This is a genomic window from Bradyrhizobium sp. BEA-2-5 (assembly GCF_032918025.1).
In the GTDB taxonomy this organism is placed as follows: domain Bacteria; phylum Pseudomonadota; class Alphaproteobacteria; order Rhizobiales; family Xanthobacteraceae; genus Bradyrhizobium; species Bradyrhizobium pachyrhizi.
Genome location: NZ_CP136629.1, coordinates 4,420,770 through 4,434,180, shown reverse-complemented (window position 1 = coordinate 4,434,180; position 13,411 = coordinate 4,420,770). Strand labels below are relative to the sequence as shown.

Below are 13,411 nucleotides of genomic sequence, written 5' to 3'. Positions count from 1 at the left end.
TGCTCCCGCCTGCATAACCAGGGAGCGCGCCCATGCCCAACGAGCGGCACATCTATCGCCTTTCCAATTCCCACGATCCGGATCTGGACGATGCCCGGCGGACGAGCCGGGTCGTCGGCCACGCACGCAAACTCCTCGCCGAAAGTCCCGCCAGCACGTTTCTGGGCCGTAAAACGCAGGAACCCTTTCCGCAAGAGGAAAGCCAGTACGGGAACCTGAAATCCTAACTTGCGTTGCTTTCGCAACCTTGCGGAGGCGGAACCATGCGGGATGGCAATTACGGGGACCAACTCGCCAACTATCAGGCTATGGAGCCCGCATCGATGCGAGCGCCGAACGTGCGCTCGAACAATTTTCGAAGTCTCATGGACTGATATGTTTGTCGCACCGCTTGCTGGGTAAACCTGCCCCCGACTTATCCCATGACAGGGCGGACGCAGCGATCGAGTGGCATGTTTCGCCGATGATCGATCCCCTGTTCGCCCGCGCTCAGCTTGCCATCGAAGAAAGTCACACTTTGCGCGCACAAAAGAAATCGCTCGCCGATCAGCGAGACGATCAGCTTGCCGAGCTGCGGCAATCGGTGCGTAATTCCGCGAGCGCGCGCATGGAGATCAAAGCTCACCGCGACAACAGCACGTAGGGCTCTCGCTGGTGGGGCCGGGCACGGGCAATGTCCCGATCGGTCGGTAGGCCGACCAAAGCGGGATGAGATTAGGTTGAATCGTCATCGCGCCTTAGCTCTTTGTTTGAGCATGATCTTTTCGGAAAACCGCTTCGCACTTTTCCGGATCATGCTTTAGCGGGCTTTGATGAAGCGTTCGAGAAGCGCAGAGAATTCGTAGCTCAGCGCCAATCGTCGCCAGGATCGCGCCAACAATTCGTAATCCTTGCGCGTCGTTTCGACGCTGGATGTCGAGGCCTTGCGGTCGGCTTCGTCGGCCAGTTGCCGGCATTCCGCGATCCGATCTGTTGAATCGTGCAGTGTCGCTGTCCTTCCTGAAAACGATGGGAGGATGCGTCACGCCGCCGGTTCGCCGGAGATCGTTAGCCGAGACAATCAGACAATATGAGCGTCACCAGGCCTCAAGGTCCTGAGTTGCGCGACGACGAGGCGCAACTCGTCTGCCAATTGGGCGTTACGGATGCGGGTTTCCGTGACGGTCGAGAGGTCGGCGATCAGCGCGCGTTCTGCGGCCGTCTGCTCCAGCAGCTCGATACGTCTTTCGATCTCGGTCATTACGCACCCCCGTCCGATATCGTCACTGCAGTATCGTGAGGCTCTCTGCAGATCTCCGCACTAACATTTGCAAATGCTCGAGCGGATATTCGCGCCCGGAGGCGTCGTGAGACGGGTGGTCAAGCCTGCGGATCAATCTGGTTCATGGGATCGCCGTGCAGGATCATGCCGGCGAGCCCGTGCGCCATGGCGCGATGATCGAACGGTTTCTCCCACAGCGGGACGTCCGCGAACTCGGTGCTCAGCACGATCTTGTCGTATCCCGAGGTGAACACGATCGGCACGCCGCGCGCCTGCAGCTCGCGCGCAACCGGATAAATCATCTGCTTGCGGATGTTTACGTCGAGCACCGCACCATCGATCACGCCGCCATCGTGAAGGATACGAAGCGCATCGTCGATGTCGCCGGCCGGCCCGGCGATATCGGCACCGAGCGCGCGCAGCGCGCTGCGCATGTCGTCGGCAAGGAAATATTCGTCTTCGACGATCAGGACGCGCCGTCCGGTCAGGAGTGAGCGTTCGCGCAAAGGTGCAAATTCAGACATGTCGATTCCGGCCGTACCCGGCGTGATATCGTCGCAAAATTGGAACATAGGACGAATGCTCGTCTTGTTGCAAATAATGTCGGAAAAGGCAGGTTCCATGTCCAATCGCGACATCATCGTCATCGGCGGTTCGGCTGGGGCGACGGCACCGTTGAAGCAGATTTTGGGCCGACTGCCGACGGACCTGCCGGCCGCGGTCTTCGTCGTATTGCACATACCGTCCCACGGCATCGGCATTCTCTCCACGGTCGCGAGCGCCGCCGGCAAGCTGCCGGTCCGGCAGGCGGAAAGCGGCATGGTCATCGAAAATGGTCACGTCTATCTGGCGGCGCCGGACCACCATCTGCTGATCCAGGACGGCCACCTGATGCTCGGCCGCGGGCCACGCGAAAATCTGGTCCGGCCGGCGATCGACGCGCTGTTTCGCTCGGCCGCACTGCACTACGGACCGCGGGTGATCGGCGTCGTGCTTAGCGGCCTGCTGTCCGACGGCGCGGCGGGCCTGAACGCGATCAAGCGCTGCGGTGGAGTTGCGCTGGTTCAGGAGCCCCGGGACGCGATGTCCGACGAAATGCCGCTCAGGGCCTTGGAGGCGACCACGGTCGATCTCTGTATCCCGGGTGCACGGCTTGGCGATGTGCTGTCCGAACTGGCCCGGGAACGGGCCGGCGCGGTGCTGCCGATCCCGCCCGAGATCGTGCTGGAGGTGAAGATCGCGGCGGGCGAGCGCGTCGGCAGCGATACGCTGGTCGAAATTGCCGATCCCGCGCCCCTGACCTGTCCAGGGTGCGGCGGCGTCCTTTCCGAGCTCAAGGTGGGGCACCCGCTGCGATTTCGCTGTCAGGTCGGTCACGCCTATACGGCCGACGCGCTCGCCAAGGAGCAGGAAGGCCGGGTCGACGAGGCGCTCCGGGTCGCGCTCCGCATCATCGAGGAGCGCGCCGAACTGGTGCACCGCATGGCCGATGACGGCCGCCAGAGCGGTCGCCCGGCGATCGCGCAAATGTATGACGCGCGCGCCGCTGAATACCGCGAATACGCCGATATGATCCGGCGAGTCATGCTACAATCACTCGATCCGAAACGACCGGCGCGGAAGGAACCGTGATGGCCAGCGCTGAGCATGCGAACTGGGCCGAACAGTTGCGGTCCGAGCGCGAGCTGCTGGTCAAGGCGGACATCGACATCGAGGAGGGCTGGCGGCGGCTGCGCAGCCAGCAGGATCTGCTGGATTGGCTGCAACGGGCCGGTCACGACACTGTGCAAGCCGAGCGGCTGGTCGGCTTGCTCAAGCAGACCTTAATCGAGTGGGAGCGGCATCGAACCTTGATCGTGCAGCGGGTCGCATATCTCGAGGAGCGGGTGACACGGCACTAGCGCCTGGGAGGAGGATCGGGCACGCGCCTCGCTGCCCTGAACTCCGCTCCAAGTTCGAACATGTGGTCAAACTGCTGGAGGACGCGCCGGCGCCAGAGGTCATTCTCGTCGATGAGGCGATGGGCTTCTGCGGTCGCCCGTTCCGCGCGCCTGATCAGGGCCGCGAGCTCTCCGGATCCATCTATGGTCGGGTCGGCTGCCATCACCTAACTATGACCCTTCCGGTTTTGGAGAGCAATCGATCCCGGATTCGAGGTTCCCGGGAGGTTGGAGAATTCCTACCTATCCCGTTGGGATAGGACTAAACTCTGCTATCAAAAGACGCGGGCGAGACGCCAGCAGGAGAATGAGAGCCGCTGCAATCATGGATGATGTTGGCCAACCCCAGAGCGGAGACGAAGAGCGCCAGTCCAAGGCGCCGCTGATCATCGGTGTGGGCGCGTCCGCCGGCACCCTCGACAGCATCGAGCGGTTCTTCTCGAAACTGAGGCTCAATCCGGATCAGGCCGTCGTGCTTGTGTTGCAGTACCGGGATGCCATAGAGGACACCCGGTTGCGCGAGGCGTTGCAGCGATCGGAAGGCGCCCGACTGTCCGAGATCAGCGACGGACAGCTCGTCGAGGGCGGCGTGATCCATCTGTGTCCGTCCGACATGATCACCACCGTTCATGGCGACCGTTTCGCCGTGCGGCGCGCCGAGCAGGCGCGCGCCGAGCGGGCCACCATCGACAGCTTCCTGGTGTCGCTGGCGGAGGAGCGCGCCGAGGAATCGATCGGCGTGGTGCTGGCCGGCACCGGTGGCGACGGCACGCTCGGGGTCGCGACCCTGAAGGATCATGGCGGCCTGGCGATCGCCGAGCGCATCGGGGAGGGCGAATCCAACCCGCATGAGGAAGGCAATTCGGCCGCCGCGATCGCGGACTACGTGCTGCCGCCGGAGGAGATTCCCGAGCACATCCAGCTCTATGCCCGCCATCTGCGACGCCTGGAGGAGAAGCAGGGGTTCGACGAGGTGCTGGCCGCGGCCGCGACCTCGCTGTCGCGGATCGCCGACATCCTGCGCAACAAGACCGGCAACGATTTTCACGGCTACAAGCAGAACACTTTCCTGCGCCGCGTGCAAAGGCGCATGCAAGTGGTCCAGATGGACGATATCTCCGCTTATGTGGAGTTCCTGCGCAACGACCAGGATGAGGTGCAGCATCTCTTCAACGATCTCCTGATCGGAGTCACCGAGTTCTTCCGCGACAAGCGCGAGTTCGAGGTGCTGGAGACCCAGATCATCCCGAAGATCTTCCAAGGCAAGGGCGCGGCCCAGCAGGTTCGCGTCTGGGTGCTCGGTTGCGCCACGGGTGAGGAGGCCTATTCGATCGCCATCCTGCTGCGCGAGCATATGGCCGGTCTCGACTCGGCGCCGCAGGTGCAGATCTTCGCCACCGACATCGATGGCCGCGCGCTGGCCGCCGCACGGGTCGGCCGCTACCGCACCTCCATCGAGGCCGACATGACCAGCGAGCGTCTGGCGCGCTGGTTCGTGCGCGAGGGTGACACCTATTGCGTGGTCAAGGAGCTGCGCGAGATGTGCATCTTCTCCCAGCACAACGTCATCAAGGACGCGCCGTTCTCCCGGCTCGACCTCGTCTCGTGCCGCAACCTGCTGATCTACCTCAACGCAGAGCTTCAGAACCGTGTGATCCCGCTGTTCCACTTCGCGTTGTTGCCCGACCGCTATTTGTTTCTCGGCAATTCCGAGAACGTGACGCGGCATCCGAAGCTGTTCGTGCCGATCGACCGCCGTGCACGCATCTTCAGGAAACTCGACACCGGAATGCGGCTGCCGCCCGAATTTCCGATCACGACGGCGACCGGGCGGGCCGCGATCGACGTGCCGCCGGTGCGCGCCGTTGGTCACGATGTCGGCCTCGAGCGGCGCGCCCAACGCATCGCAGAGCGCTATGCGCCGGCCTATGTGATCACCGACGACCACTTTCATATCCTGCATTTCTCCGGCCGCACCGGCCGCTATATCGAGCCGACCGCAGGCACGGCGACGCTCGATCTGCTGCAACTCGTGCATCGAGATCTCAGGCTGGAGCTGCGCACGGCGCTCAGCCGTGCCGCGGAAATCAATGAGGCCGCCCATGCCGAGCAGGTGCAACTCGGCGTCAACGGGCATCGCGTGCTGGTCGATATCACGGTCGAGCCGATCCAGGACGGCCCTGCCGGTCATCGCAACTTCGTCGTCCTGTTCAAGGATGGCCCGATCCGGCAGGCGGAGCACGCCGAAACCAATCCCAACATTCTGGTCAGGACCGAGCATGTCGAGCGGCTCGAGAGCGAGCTGCGCGCGACGCGCGAGCGTCTCCAGGCCACCATCGAGGAGCTCGAAAGCACGAATGAGGAGCTGAAATCCTCGAACGAGGAATACCAGTCGCTCAACGAAGAGCTTCAGTCCGCCAACGAGGAGCTCGAGACCTCACGCGAGGAGTTGCAGTCGGTCAACGAAGAGCTGACCACTGTCAACGGCGAGCTGGCGCACCGCGTCCAGGAGTTGACCCGCGCCACCAGCGACCTCAAGAATTTCCTCGAAAGCACGCAGATCGCGACCGTGTTCCTCGACAACGATCTGCGGGTGATGACGTTCACCCCGGCGATCACGCAAATCCTGCACCTGGTGGAAACCGATGTGGGCCGCCCCATTTCCCACATCAAGGCGCGCATTCCGATCGAGGAGCTCTACGACGACGTTCGCCGCGTGCTGCGTACCCTTGCGAGCGTCGAGCGCGAGGTGACCGCGCCCGACAGCGGCACGCGCTATATCGTGCGCATCCTGCCGTATCGCAGCATCGACAATTTCATCGCCGGCGTCGTGATCACCTTCATCGACGTCACCGCGATCACGCGGGCGGAGGAACGGCAGCGGCTGCTGCTCGCCGAGCTGCAGCATCGCGTCCGCAACACGCTCGGCGTGGTCCGCTCGATCGCGCGCCGCTCGGCCGAGACCAGCGCGAGCGTCGAGGAATATGCCTCGCATCTCGACGGCCGGCTGAACGCATTCGCCCGGACCCAGGCGCTGGTCACCCGCGATCCCGAAGGCGGCGTCGACCTCGAATATCTCGTGGTCGAGGAATTGCTTGCGTACAACGCGAAGGAAGACGAGCAACTGAAGGTCAAAGGTCCCAGGATCCGCCTGCAGCCCAAGGCCGCGGAGACCTTCGCGCTGGCGATCCACGAGCTCGCAACCAACGCCTTGAAATATGGCGCGCTGGGCCAGACCGCCGGGCGCATCGACGTCTCGTGGCGCATCGATGATGCGGCCGAGCCGCGACAACTGGTGTTCGACTGGCACGAACGCAGCGGACCCGCGGTCACGCCGCCGCGCCGCAGGGGATTTGGGTCTGATCTCCTGGAGCGAACGCTGGCGTTCGAGTTCAAGGGCAAGACCACGCTCGAGTTCAATCCGTCGGGACTCCGCTGCACGATTGCGATACCAATGAGCCCGCAAGCCATCCATACGCCGAGCATGGGGAGCTAGATGCATCCCCCGATCCTCGAGGGAAATCTGGCGCAGCCGGTAATCCGGCGGCTCAACGCCATGCGGCAATTGTCCGAACGCGGGATCGCGTTGCTGCAGCAGGCGATCCAGGAGGGGCTACATCGCGCCCGCCCGGGCGAAGACCTCGCCACCGAAGGCGATCCGGTCGACAGCGTCAGGATCATGCTGTCGGGCTGGCTCTGCCGCTACAAGACGCTCGAGGACGGCCGGCGCCAGATCGTCAACTTCATCTTTCCCGGCGAGAGCTGCGACGCTTGCGTCTATCTGCTGTCGGTGATGGATCATTCGATCGGCGCACTGACCCCGGTCACCTATGCCGACATCAAGCGTCCGGCGTTCGAGCAGCTGCTTGCGAGCGACCGTACGCTGGAGGAGGCGCTGTGGTGCGAAACCATGGTAAGCAGCGCGATCCAGCGGGAATGGACGGTCAATATCGGGCGGCGAGTGGCGCTGGAGCGTGTCGCGCATCTGTTGTGCGAACTCTACGAGCGCCTGCTGCCGATCGGAATGATCGACGGCGATTCCTGCCTGTTCCCGGTGACGCAGATGGACCTGGCGGACGCCACCGGCCTGTCGGTGGTCCATCTCAACCGCACGCTCCAGGAGCTGCGCGCCTCGGGGCTGATCGTGCTGCGCGACCGTACGCTGATGATCAAGGACCTGAAGCTGCTCAAGGACACGGCGCTGTTTTCGGCCGACTATCTGCACACCAAGCGGCACGGCTGAGACGCGGCAAGCCGGCTCTATGCTGCTCCCCCTGAAATCGCGACGGATGCGGGTGCGGCGGGCGCATGAGGCGCCGCAGGCATTCGCCGACGCGATCCTTGAAATGTCGCAGCGGGACTGACGCGGGCGCGCGTCATTTTGCAGAGCGCACTGACGATCTGAACATGACAGTGATTTGTCACGACGAAGACAGCGCGACGGTCGGCCGCGCAAGATTTGGATACGACTGTTAACATACTTGAACTCCTCTCGCGCGGTCTCGCGCTACGATGCGGTTCAATCCACGAGGGCAGGGAGGCAATCATGCTCGATGGAGAGACGGCGGCAGTGCTTCGCGCGGTGCTCGACGAGGTCTGCGGAGGCGTGCCGCGCTCGGATACGACGAAGCGGACCAACGTCGCTTCCGGATTGCTGCAGGCCATTCGCGAGGGACGCTCGTCAATCGATGAGCTGCGCATCGCAGGCCAGGCCGCGTTGCGCACCGCCCCGAGCATGTGGCGCTAAGCAGTCTGATCGGGCAATCGCAGCGGCACGATTGTGCGTCGCACATTTGCAGACGTTAGTGCCGGAACCGACTGCGACGCGCATGCTCTCGCGAGCTGACGCGCCGACCGGCCGTCAGCGCAACCAGGAGAACCCCGCTACGACCCCAGCTCTTCACCTCTGAGCTGGGGTCACTTGTGTCGAACAGGTGGGAGCGGAGCCACAGCGGTCGAGCGGAGCGCGTCGATGGCTCCTCGATCTGGTCCGCCGGTCACGTCCAGCCGCCATGATGGTGAAGGAACGTTCAGGAAAGTTCCGATCCTGTTCCTGCAACATGCGCGGACGACGGTTGTTATCACGGCGTACTAGAAAGGAGGATGCCATGACGAAGCTTACTTACGCTCTTGCCGCGGTTGCGGCACTCTCGATAGCGGCACCGACCGTTGCGAGCGCGCAGGGTGTGGGCATCTATGTCGGCCGCGACCACGGCTACTACGGGGATCGATATTATGGTGGCCCGCGCGTCGACGTATACCGGCATGACCGGGGCTGGCACCACGGCTGGTACAACCATCATCGCGACTACTACCGCGACCGCGGCTTCGTGATCCGTGGTCATGACTGGGACGACGACTAACGGTGCTGGTCGCGCGTCGCGATAAGCAGATCGCGACGACCAATGAGGGCCTCGCTTCGGCGGGGCCCTTTTTATTGGCTTACTGCATCGCGTTATTGGCTTGCTGCATCGCGCCCGTTCGTCCCCGTAGGAACCTTGGCTTCTCCACCAGATTGTCAGGACGAGATGGACGGAGGAGGTTTGCATGAACCAGTTGATTTATCTGGTCGGACTGATTGTGGTCATTTTGGCGATATTGTCGTTCTTCGGGCTGCGGTAGGCGCGTCATGGATAACGAGCGAGGGCTTGCTGTGTCCGCCGCCAACAGGACCGGGCTTCGGCTGCAATGGAGCCCGGTCATTGCCGGCGCGTTGGCAGCGGCGGCGCTGTCGGTGATCCTGATCGGCTTCGGCGCGGCGGTCGGATTGGGTGTCAGTTCAAGCTCGCCGTCATGGCGCGATGCATCGGCTGCGCTCGCGTTGCTGTCGGGGCTGTATTTGATCCTGCAGGCGCTGGTGAGCTTCGGCGTCGGCGGCTACATCGCCGGTCGGGCGCAGCGCGTGATCGGCGCGACGCCATCCGACGAGATCGACAGCCGCGACGGGCTTCACGGCCTGACCGCTTGGGCGCTCGCCGTCATCCTCGGTGCGACAATCGTCGCGCTGGTTGGGCTGTCGACCGCGCGCCCGGTGGTCCAGAACCGGCCATCTGCGACGGCCGCGGAGCCGTTGCTGAGCGCCGAGCTCGACCGCCTGTACCGGTCGCAGCGGCGTCCGGCCAATATCGATATCGGCTATGAGCGGGCGGAGGCGGGCCGCATCCTGCTGACGAGCTCCGGCCGCAGCGGCGTCAGCGCCGACGATCGCAGCTATCTGATCCAGCAGGTCGCGGCCGCGACTGGTCTGTCTGCGGCTGACGCGGAGAAGCGCGTCGACAGCGTGATGGGCGATGCCAGGACCGCCATCCAGCGGTCGCGGCGCAGCGCGGTGATTCTGGCGTTCTCGGTTGCGGCGGCGCTGCTGTTCGGTGCGGTCGCCGCGTGGGCCGCGGCCGGCGCGGGCGGCCGTCACCGCGACGGCGCCGCGCTGCCGGAGTGGATGGGCGGCAGGCCGACGACGGCCGTGCCGATTGTCTGATGCAGTTGTGAATGTCCTTCAAGGGAGACGATGATGGCAACGATCTTGGTGATGGATCACTCCGGCGACACGAGACAGCAGTTCGATCCCGACAACAGTGAGCAGCTGGCCTGGGCGAATGCGCGCTTCACCCAGCTCACGTCGGATGGCTACACCGCGGCAATCCGGCAAGCGACCGGAGAGGCGAAGTTGGTCCGCGCGCTCGATCCGACCGCCGAGGAAACCCTGTTCTATCCGAGGCTGGTCGGCGGCTGACGCCATGCTCGCCCGTCTGCGCGAGATGTCCCTGCGATCCGTGCTCCGGCGCGCTGCCGGCACGCTGGGTGCGACGCTGGCCGCGATCTGGGATCGCTGGAAGGCGTATGAACGAATCGAGGCGCGCGGACTTGCGCTGCTGTCCGCGTGGCTGTCACCCGAGCAGCGGGCGCAGTTCGAAAAGTATAAGCGCTTCGACGTCATCGGCTCGGAGTCCGGCAAGCGATACCGGATTTGCTACGGCACCTCGACCAACGTCTATGAGATGGACGGCGGCGGCCGCATCGTGCTGGGCTGGTGCTTCCGGCCCGTCGGCTCGCTGGCGGCGGGCGACGTGATGCTTGCCCAGAAGATCGCGCTCGAAACCGACGAACGCGCGACGCTCTTGGTCGCGAAGCCATTCCCGAGCTCCATGCCGCCGCGCGCAAATCTCCCTCCGGTCAGTTAGCGCTCGGCCCGCGCTATCCCGCAGGGCGCGAACTGTCGCGCGTTGCCGGGGGAGGAACGTCGATCTTCCTGCCGGGTTGTCGGGTGCCAACTTGCTACGGACCTCGTCATGCGCGTCAACACCTGGCCGTCTTCGCTGAGCCTGATCTTCCGCTCCTACCTTGCGGATTTGCGGCAATGGCTGGGGCGCCTGGTGACCGGCTACGCACTTGCATGCAGCTTCATGCTGGCAGGTGCGGTCTCGCTTCTGATCGCGATCGGGATCGGGGTTGGCGCGGCTTTCCACGCCCTTGAAGTGCACTACGGCATCTGGATCGCATATGCCGCGATCGGGGGCGTCTTTGTCCTCCTCGGGATCGTGGGGTTGATCATGGGCCGCGTGCTGCTCGCGCGTCCTGCGCCGGCCGCGCCGCGCCCGGGCCGACAGGCCGACATGCTCAAGCGCGCGATCGCAGTGCCCGTCGCCGCGCGGCTGATCGCCACCACTCGGACGGGAGCAGGGGCGAGCGTAGATCCCACCACCCGTGCGCTGGCCGCCGGGGCTGCAATCATGCTTGTCGGCTGGTTTGCTGCATCGCGCACCCGGCGTCAGCGCGACGCGATCCAGGACTAGCGATGGCGCCGCGCAATTGGACGAACGACCTGATGCTCGCCGGTGCAACGGCTCTGGCGACCCTGGCGATCTCTCGCCAGCTGTCCCGATCGGAGCGGCGGTCCGCTCGGGAGCAGGCCGTCGAACCCGCGCTGGCCGAAACCCGGGATCGTGGACGGCTCGCTGACACGCCGCTCGAGATTCCGGCTGCCGGCTGGAAGGACATTCTGCTGCGCACCTATCAGCAGATCGACGAGGACCGCCTGCTGGCCACCGCGGCCGGCGTCGTGTTCTACGGCCTGCTCGCGATCTTCCCGGCGATCACCGCGCTGGTCTCGAGCTATGGCCTGTTCGCCGATCCGTCCACGATCTCATCGAACCTGCAGAGCCTGGCGCTGATGCTGCCGGAAGGCTCGTTTGCGATCGTCCAGGACCAGATCGCCCGCGTGCTCGCGAAGGGGACCTCGACGCTCGGCCTGACCTTTGCCGCCGGCCTACTGATCGCGATCTGGAGCGCCAATGCCGGCATGAAGGCGATCTTCGATGCGCTCAACGTCGTCTATGACGAGAAGGAAAAGCGCAGCTTCGTCAAACTCAATTTGATGTCCCTCTCGTTCACGATCGCCGGACTGATTTCCATCATGTTGATGGTCGGAGCGGTGGTCGTCGTCCCGCTTCTGCTGCAGCAGGTCGGATTGGGCACGACGGCGGAGCTCGTCATCCGGTTCGGACGGTGGCCGATCCTGGTGCTCCTGCTCCTCACCGCGCTCGCGGTGCTGTACCGCTACGGCCCGAGCCGAACCAGGCCGCGCTGGCAGTGGCTCAGCGTCGGCGCCGTTGCAGCGGCCGTGCTGTGGCTGGCCGGTTCGGTGCTGCTCTCCTGGTACCTGGCGAACTTCGGCGATTACAACGCGACCTATGGCTCGCTGGGGGCGGCCATCGGTCTGATGACGTGGATGTGGATGTCCGCCATCATCGTGCTGTGCGGGGCAGAGCTGAATTCAGAGATCGAGCATCAGACCATGCTCGATTCGACCGAGGGCCACCGCAAGCCGCTCGGAGCGCGTGGCGCAACCATGGCCGACACGGTCGGCAGGGCGTCCTAGCCGGCGCAGATCCCGCAGCAGCGCATCCGGCAATGAGCATAGGAACCAACGGCATGACCCGGGCTTATGCAAAAATGGTTGAGATCAACGTGCTGGAAAAACCGATCGAGCGGATCAAGCAAACCTGCGAGCTGATGGGCATCGCGGACAGGTTCGACCGCGCGCTTCCCGAGCTTGAGACCTTCCTCGAAGCCGAGATCGCGCAGGGCGAGGTCCGCGAGTCGAAGCTGACCCTTGATGGACTCTGCTACCTGCGCCAGCTGCTGGCGCAGGCGTGAGGTATCGACATGGCATTCTCTGAGGAAATGAACCGATGCGTCGAGACCTGTCTGTCCTGCTATAGGACCTGCCTCGGCACGGCCATGAACCATTGTCTCGTCACCGGCGGCAAGCATGTCGAGCCGGCGCATTTCCGATTGATGATGGCTTGTGCGGAAATGTGCCGGACGGCGGCCCATTTCATGCTGATCAACACCCCGCACCACAAGCACACCTGCCGGGAATGCGCGGAGATTTGCGGCGAATGCGCCGAGGATTGCGGGCGGCATGGACGAATGCGTCGCGATGTGCCGCTCATGCGCGCAATCCTGCCGCGCGATGGCGGCCTGAGGGCGCGGGCTCCTTGTTCGGTCAATCGGAGCTGACGTAGTGGGCGCGCCAGAGCAGCGCCGTGACGATCAGGGCGATGACCCCGGCGGCAATCACGATCCACGGTACATAGTCGGCCATTGGCGCACCTGACGCTCCGCTTCGCGAGCTGGGCTTTTGCGAGCCTGGGCCGCGAAGCGGAGCCAGTAGATCTAGAGTTGCGCGTGCTGGGTGGTCGGGCGTGAGATCCGGCTGAGCGCCATGCCCGTACCATCGCTGGCCTGGATCAGGGCGATATCCCCGAGGGCGATGATTCCGACCAGGCGCTTGTCCCGGCTCAGCACCGGCAAGCGCCGAACCTGGATCGCACCCATGTTCTGCGCGATGTCCTCGAGCTCCTGATCCTCGAAGCAATACTTCACCTCGGCCGTCATGACGTCGCCGACCCGCGAGTCGGGGCCGCGACCCATTCCGATGCCGCGAAGCGCGATGTCGCGGTCCGTGATCATGCCGACCAGGCGCTCGCTATCGGCAACCGGCAGCAGGCCGACACCGAGCGCTGCCATCGCCTCTGCGGCATCGCGGAGCGTATCGTCGGGGGTGCATAGCTGGACGTCAGGTGTCATCGCGTCGCAAACCTTCATGGTAGCCTCTCCATTTGGCTGGTTGCGTCAACGGCCTAACGATGCCGCCCGGAACGGCGTTCCTAACATTGTCGCCGCGGCCAGGTCGCAGGCGTCCTCC

At 64.3% G+C, this 13,411-nt stretch carries 17 protein-coding genes and 1 pseudogene; 15 read left to right on the top strand and 3 right to left on the bottom strand.

The annotated features are described in order from the left end of the window. The first annotated feature begins 32 nt into the window (after positions 1 to 32). Positions 33 to 227, top strand: a complete 195-nt coding sequence (locus RX327_RS20720) for a hypothetical protein (RefSeq protein WP_028331970.1) — start codon at positions 33 to 35, stop codon at positions 225 to 227. Between the two features lie 236 nt (positions 228 to 463). After that, positions 464 to 643, top strand: a complete 180-nt coding sequence (locus tag RX327_RS20715; protein ID WP_028331971.1) for a hypothetical protein — start codon at positions 464 to 466, stop codon at positions 641 to 643. 417 nt (positions 644 to 1,060) lie between these two features. Here the strand turns inward: RX327_RS20715 and RX327_RS20710 are convergent, their stop codons facing one another. Then, complete coding sequence (locus RX327_RS20710; protein ID WP_244482219.1) at positions 1,061 to 1,240, bottom strand: hypothetical protein; 180 nt, start codon at positions 1,238 to 1,240, stop codon at positions 1,061 to 1,063. Between the two features lie 119 nt (positions 1,241 to 1,359). Beyond that, a complete protein-coding gene (locus RX327_RS20705) occupies positions 1,360 to 1,908 on the bottom strand; it encodes a response regulator (RefSeq protein WP_317246953.1) in 549 nt (182 codons plus the stop codon). Here RX327_RS20705 and RX327_RS20700 point away from each other — a divergent pair. The 13 genes and pseudogenes from RX327_RS20700 (at position 1,883) to RX327_RS20640 (ending at position 12,688) form a co-directional block, all read left to right on the top strand. Then, positions 1,883 to 2,893 (top strand): chemotaxis protein CheB, encoded by a 1,011-nt coding sequence (locus tag RX327_RS20700; protein WP_050385370.1) that lies wholly within the window; start codon positions 1,883 to 1,885, stop codon positions 2,891 to 2,893. The two genes, RX327_RS20705 and RX327_RS20700, sit on opposite strands and share 26 nt — an antisense overlap. Further along, complete coding sequence (locus tag RX327_RS20695; RefSeq protein ID WP_028331974.1) at positions 2,893 to 3,162, top strand: hypothetical protein; 270 nt, start codon at positions 2,893 to 2,895, stop codon at positions 3,160 to 3,162. The genes RX327_RS20700 and RX327_RS20695 overlap by 1 nt, the downstream gene beginning before the upstream one ends. Positions 3,163 to 3,526: 364 nt before the next feature. Next, positions 3,527 to 6,697, top strand: coding sequence for a CheR family methyltransferase (locus RX327_RS20690; protein ID WP_317246952.1), 3,171 nt, complete (start codon positions 3,527 to 3,529; stop codon positions 6,695 to 6,697). Beyond that, positions 6,698 to 7,444 carry a Crp/Fnr family transcriptional regulator gene (locus RX327_RS20685; RefSeq protein WP_317246951.1) on the top strand — a complete coding sequence of 249 codons (747 nt, stop codon included), beginning with the start codon at positions 6,698 to 6,700 and terminating at the stop codon, positions 7,442 to 7,444. It begins immediately after the preceding gene. 303 nt (positions 7,445 to 7,747) lie between these two features. Continuing rightward, complete coding sequence (locus tag RX327_RS20680) at positions 7,748 to 7,948, top strand: hypothetical protein (protein WP_028331978.1); 201 nt, start codon at positions 7,748 to 7,750, stop codon at positions 7,946 to 7,948. Positions 7,949 to 8,309: 361 nt separating this feature from the next. After that, positions 8,310 to 8,564 carry a hypothetical protein gene (locus tag RX327_RS20675; protein ID WP_028331979.1) on the top strand — a complete coding sequence of 85 codons (255 nt, stop codon included), beginning with the start codon at positions 8,310 to 8,312 and terminating at the stop codon, positions 8,562 to 8,564. Positions 8,565 to 8,830: 266 nt separating this feature from the next. After that, entirely contained in the window at positions 8,831 to 9,679 is an 849-nt protein-coding gene (locus RX327_RS20670) for a hypothetical protein (protein WP_050385353.1), read from the top strand. 33 nt (positions 9,680 to 9,712) lie between these two features. Beyond that, positions 9,713 to 9,934, top strand: a complete 222-nt coding sequence (locus RX327_RS20665; RefSeq protein WP_050385371.1) for a hypothetical protein — start codon at positions 9,713 to 9,715, stop codon at positions 9,932 to 9,934. 25 nt (positions 9,935 to 9,959) lie between these two features. Next, the gene (locus tag RX327_RS20660; RefSeq protein ID WP_050385372.1) at positions 9,960 to 10,382 is read left to right on the top strand and encodes a hypothetical protein; all 423 of its coding nucleotides are present in this window, start codon (positions 9,960 to 9,962) and stop codon (positions 10,380 to 10,382) included. A 108-nt stretch (positions 10,383 to 10,490) separates the two neighbouring features. After that, positions 10,491 to 10,994, top strand: a complete 504-nt coding sequence (locus RX327_RS20655) for a hypothetical protein (RefSeq protein WP_050385354.1) — start codon at positions 10,491 to 10,493, stop codon at positions 10,992 to 10,994. A 2-nt stretch (positions 10,995 to 10,996) separates the two neighbouring features. Further along, complete coding sequence (locus tag RX327_RS20650) at positions 10,997 to 12,079, top strand: YihY/virulence factor BrkB family protein (RefSeq protein ID WP_050385355.1); 1,083 nt, start codon at positions 10,997 to 10,999, stop codon at positions 12,077 to 12,079. A gap of 53 nt (positions 12,080 to 12,132) precedes the next feature. Then, the gene (locus RX327_RS20645; RefSeq protein ID WP_028331984.1) at positions 12,133 to 12,357 is read left to right on the top strand and encodes a hypothetical protein; all 225 of its coding nucleotides are present in this window, start codon (positions 12,133 to 12,135) and stop codon (positions 12,355 to 12,357) included. A 9-nt stretch (positions 12,358 to 12,366) separates the two neighbouring features. Then, positions 12,367 to 12,688 (top strand): annotated as a pseudogene (locus RX327_RS20640) (four-helix bundle copper-binding protein). Positions 12,689 to 12,879: 191 nt separating this feature from the next. On the opposite strand, the gene RX327_RS20635 reads toward RX327_RS20640, so the two are convergent. Beyond that, positions 12,880 to 13,311, bottom strand: coding sequence for a CBS domain-containing protein (locus tag RX327_RS20635; protein ID WP_050385356.1), 432 nt, complete (start codon positions 13,309 to 13,311; stop codon positions 12,880 to 12,882). Positions 13,312 to 13,411: the final 100 nt, after the last annotated feature.

Excerpts from the sequence above, each read along its gene's own strand:
- RX327_RS20670 (WP_050385353.1), top strand. The coding sequence starts at position 8,831 with ATGGATAACGAGCGAGGGCTTGCTGTGTCCGCCGCCAACAGGACCGGG.
- RX327_RS20710 (WP_244482219.1), bottom strand. The coding sequence starts at position 1,240 with ATGACCGAGATCGAAAGACGTATCGAGCTGCTGGAGCAGACGGCCGCA.
- RX327_RS20645 (WP_028331984.1), top strand. The coding sequence starts at position 12,133 with ATGACCCGGGCTTATGCAAAAATGGTTGAGATCAACGTGCTGGAAAAA.
- RX327_RS20675 (WP_028331979.1), top strand. The coding sequence starts at position 8,310 with ATGACGAAGCTTACTTACGCTCTTGCCGCGGTTGCGGCACTCTCGATA.
- RX327_RS20700 (WP_050385370.1), top strand. The coding sequence starts at position 1,883 with ATGTCCAATCGCGACATCATCGTCATCGGCGGTTCGGCTGGGGCGACG.
- RX327_RS20665 (WP_050385371.1), top strand. The coding sequence starts at position 9,713 with ATGGCAACGATCTTGGTGATGGATCACTCCGGCGACACGAGACAGCAG.
- RX327_RS20680 (WP_028331978.1), top strand. The coding sequence starts at position 7,748 with ATGCTCGATGGAGAGACGGCGGCAGTGCTTCGCGCGGTGCTCGACGAG.
- RX327_RS20690 (WP_317246952.1), top strand. The coding sequence starts at position 3,527 with ATGGATGATGTTGGCCAACCCCAGAGCGGAGACGAAGAGCGCCAGTCC.
- RX327_RS20635 (WP_050385356.1), bottom strand. The coding sequence starts at position 13,311 with ATGAAGGTTTGCGACGCGATGACACCTGACGTCCAGCTATGCACCCCC.
- RX327_RS20685 (WP_317246951.1), top strand. The coding sequence starts at position 6,698 with ATGCATCCCCCGATCCTCGAGGGAAATCTGGCGCAGCCGGTAATCCGG.
- RX327_RS20650 (WP_050385355.1), top strand. The coding sequence starts at position 10,997 with ATGGCGCCGCGCAATTGGACGAACGACCTGATGCTCGCCGGTGCAACG.
- RX327_RS20705 (WP_317246953.1), bottom strand. The coding sequence starts at position 1,908 with ATGACGATGATGTCGCGATTGGACATGGAACCTGCCTTTTCCGACATT.
- RX327_RS20695 (WP_028331974.1), top strand. The coding sequence starts at position 2,893 with ATGGCCAGCGCTGAGCATGCGAACTGGGCCGAACAGTTGCGGTCCGAG.
- RX327_RS20720 (WP_028331970.1), top strand. The coding sequence starts at position 33 with ATGCCCAACGAGCGGCACATCTATCGCCTTTCCAATTCCCACGATCCG.
- RX327_RS20660 (WP_050385372.1), top strand. The coding sequence starts at position 9,960 with ATGTCCCTGCGATCCGTGCTCCGGCGCGCTGCCGGCACGCTGGGTGCG.
- RX327_RS20655 (WP_050385354.1), top strand. The coding sequence starts at position 10,491 with ATGCGCGTCAACACCTGGCCGTCTTCGCTGAGCCTGATCTTCCGCTCC.
- RX327_RS20715 (WP_028331971.1), top strand. The coding sequence starts at position 464 with ATGATCGATCCCCTGTTCGCCCGCGCTCAGCTTGCCATCGAAGAAAGT.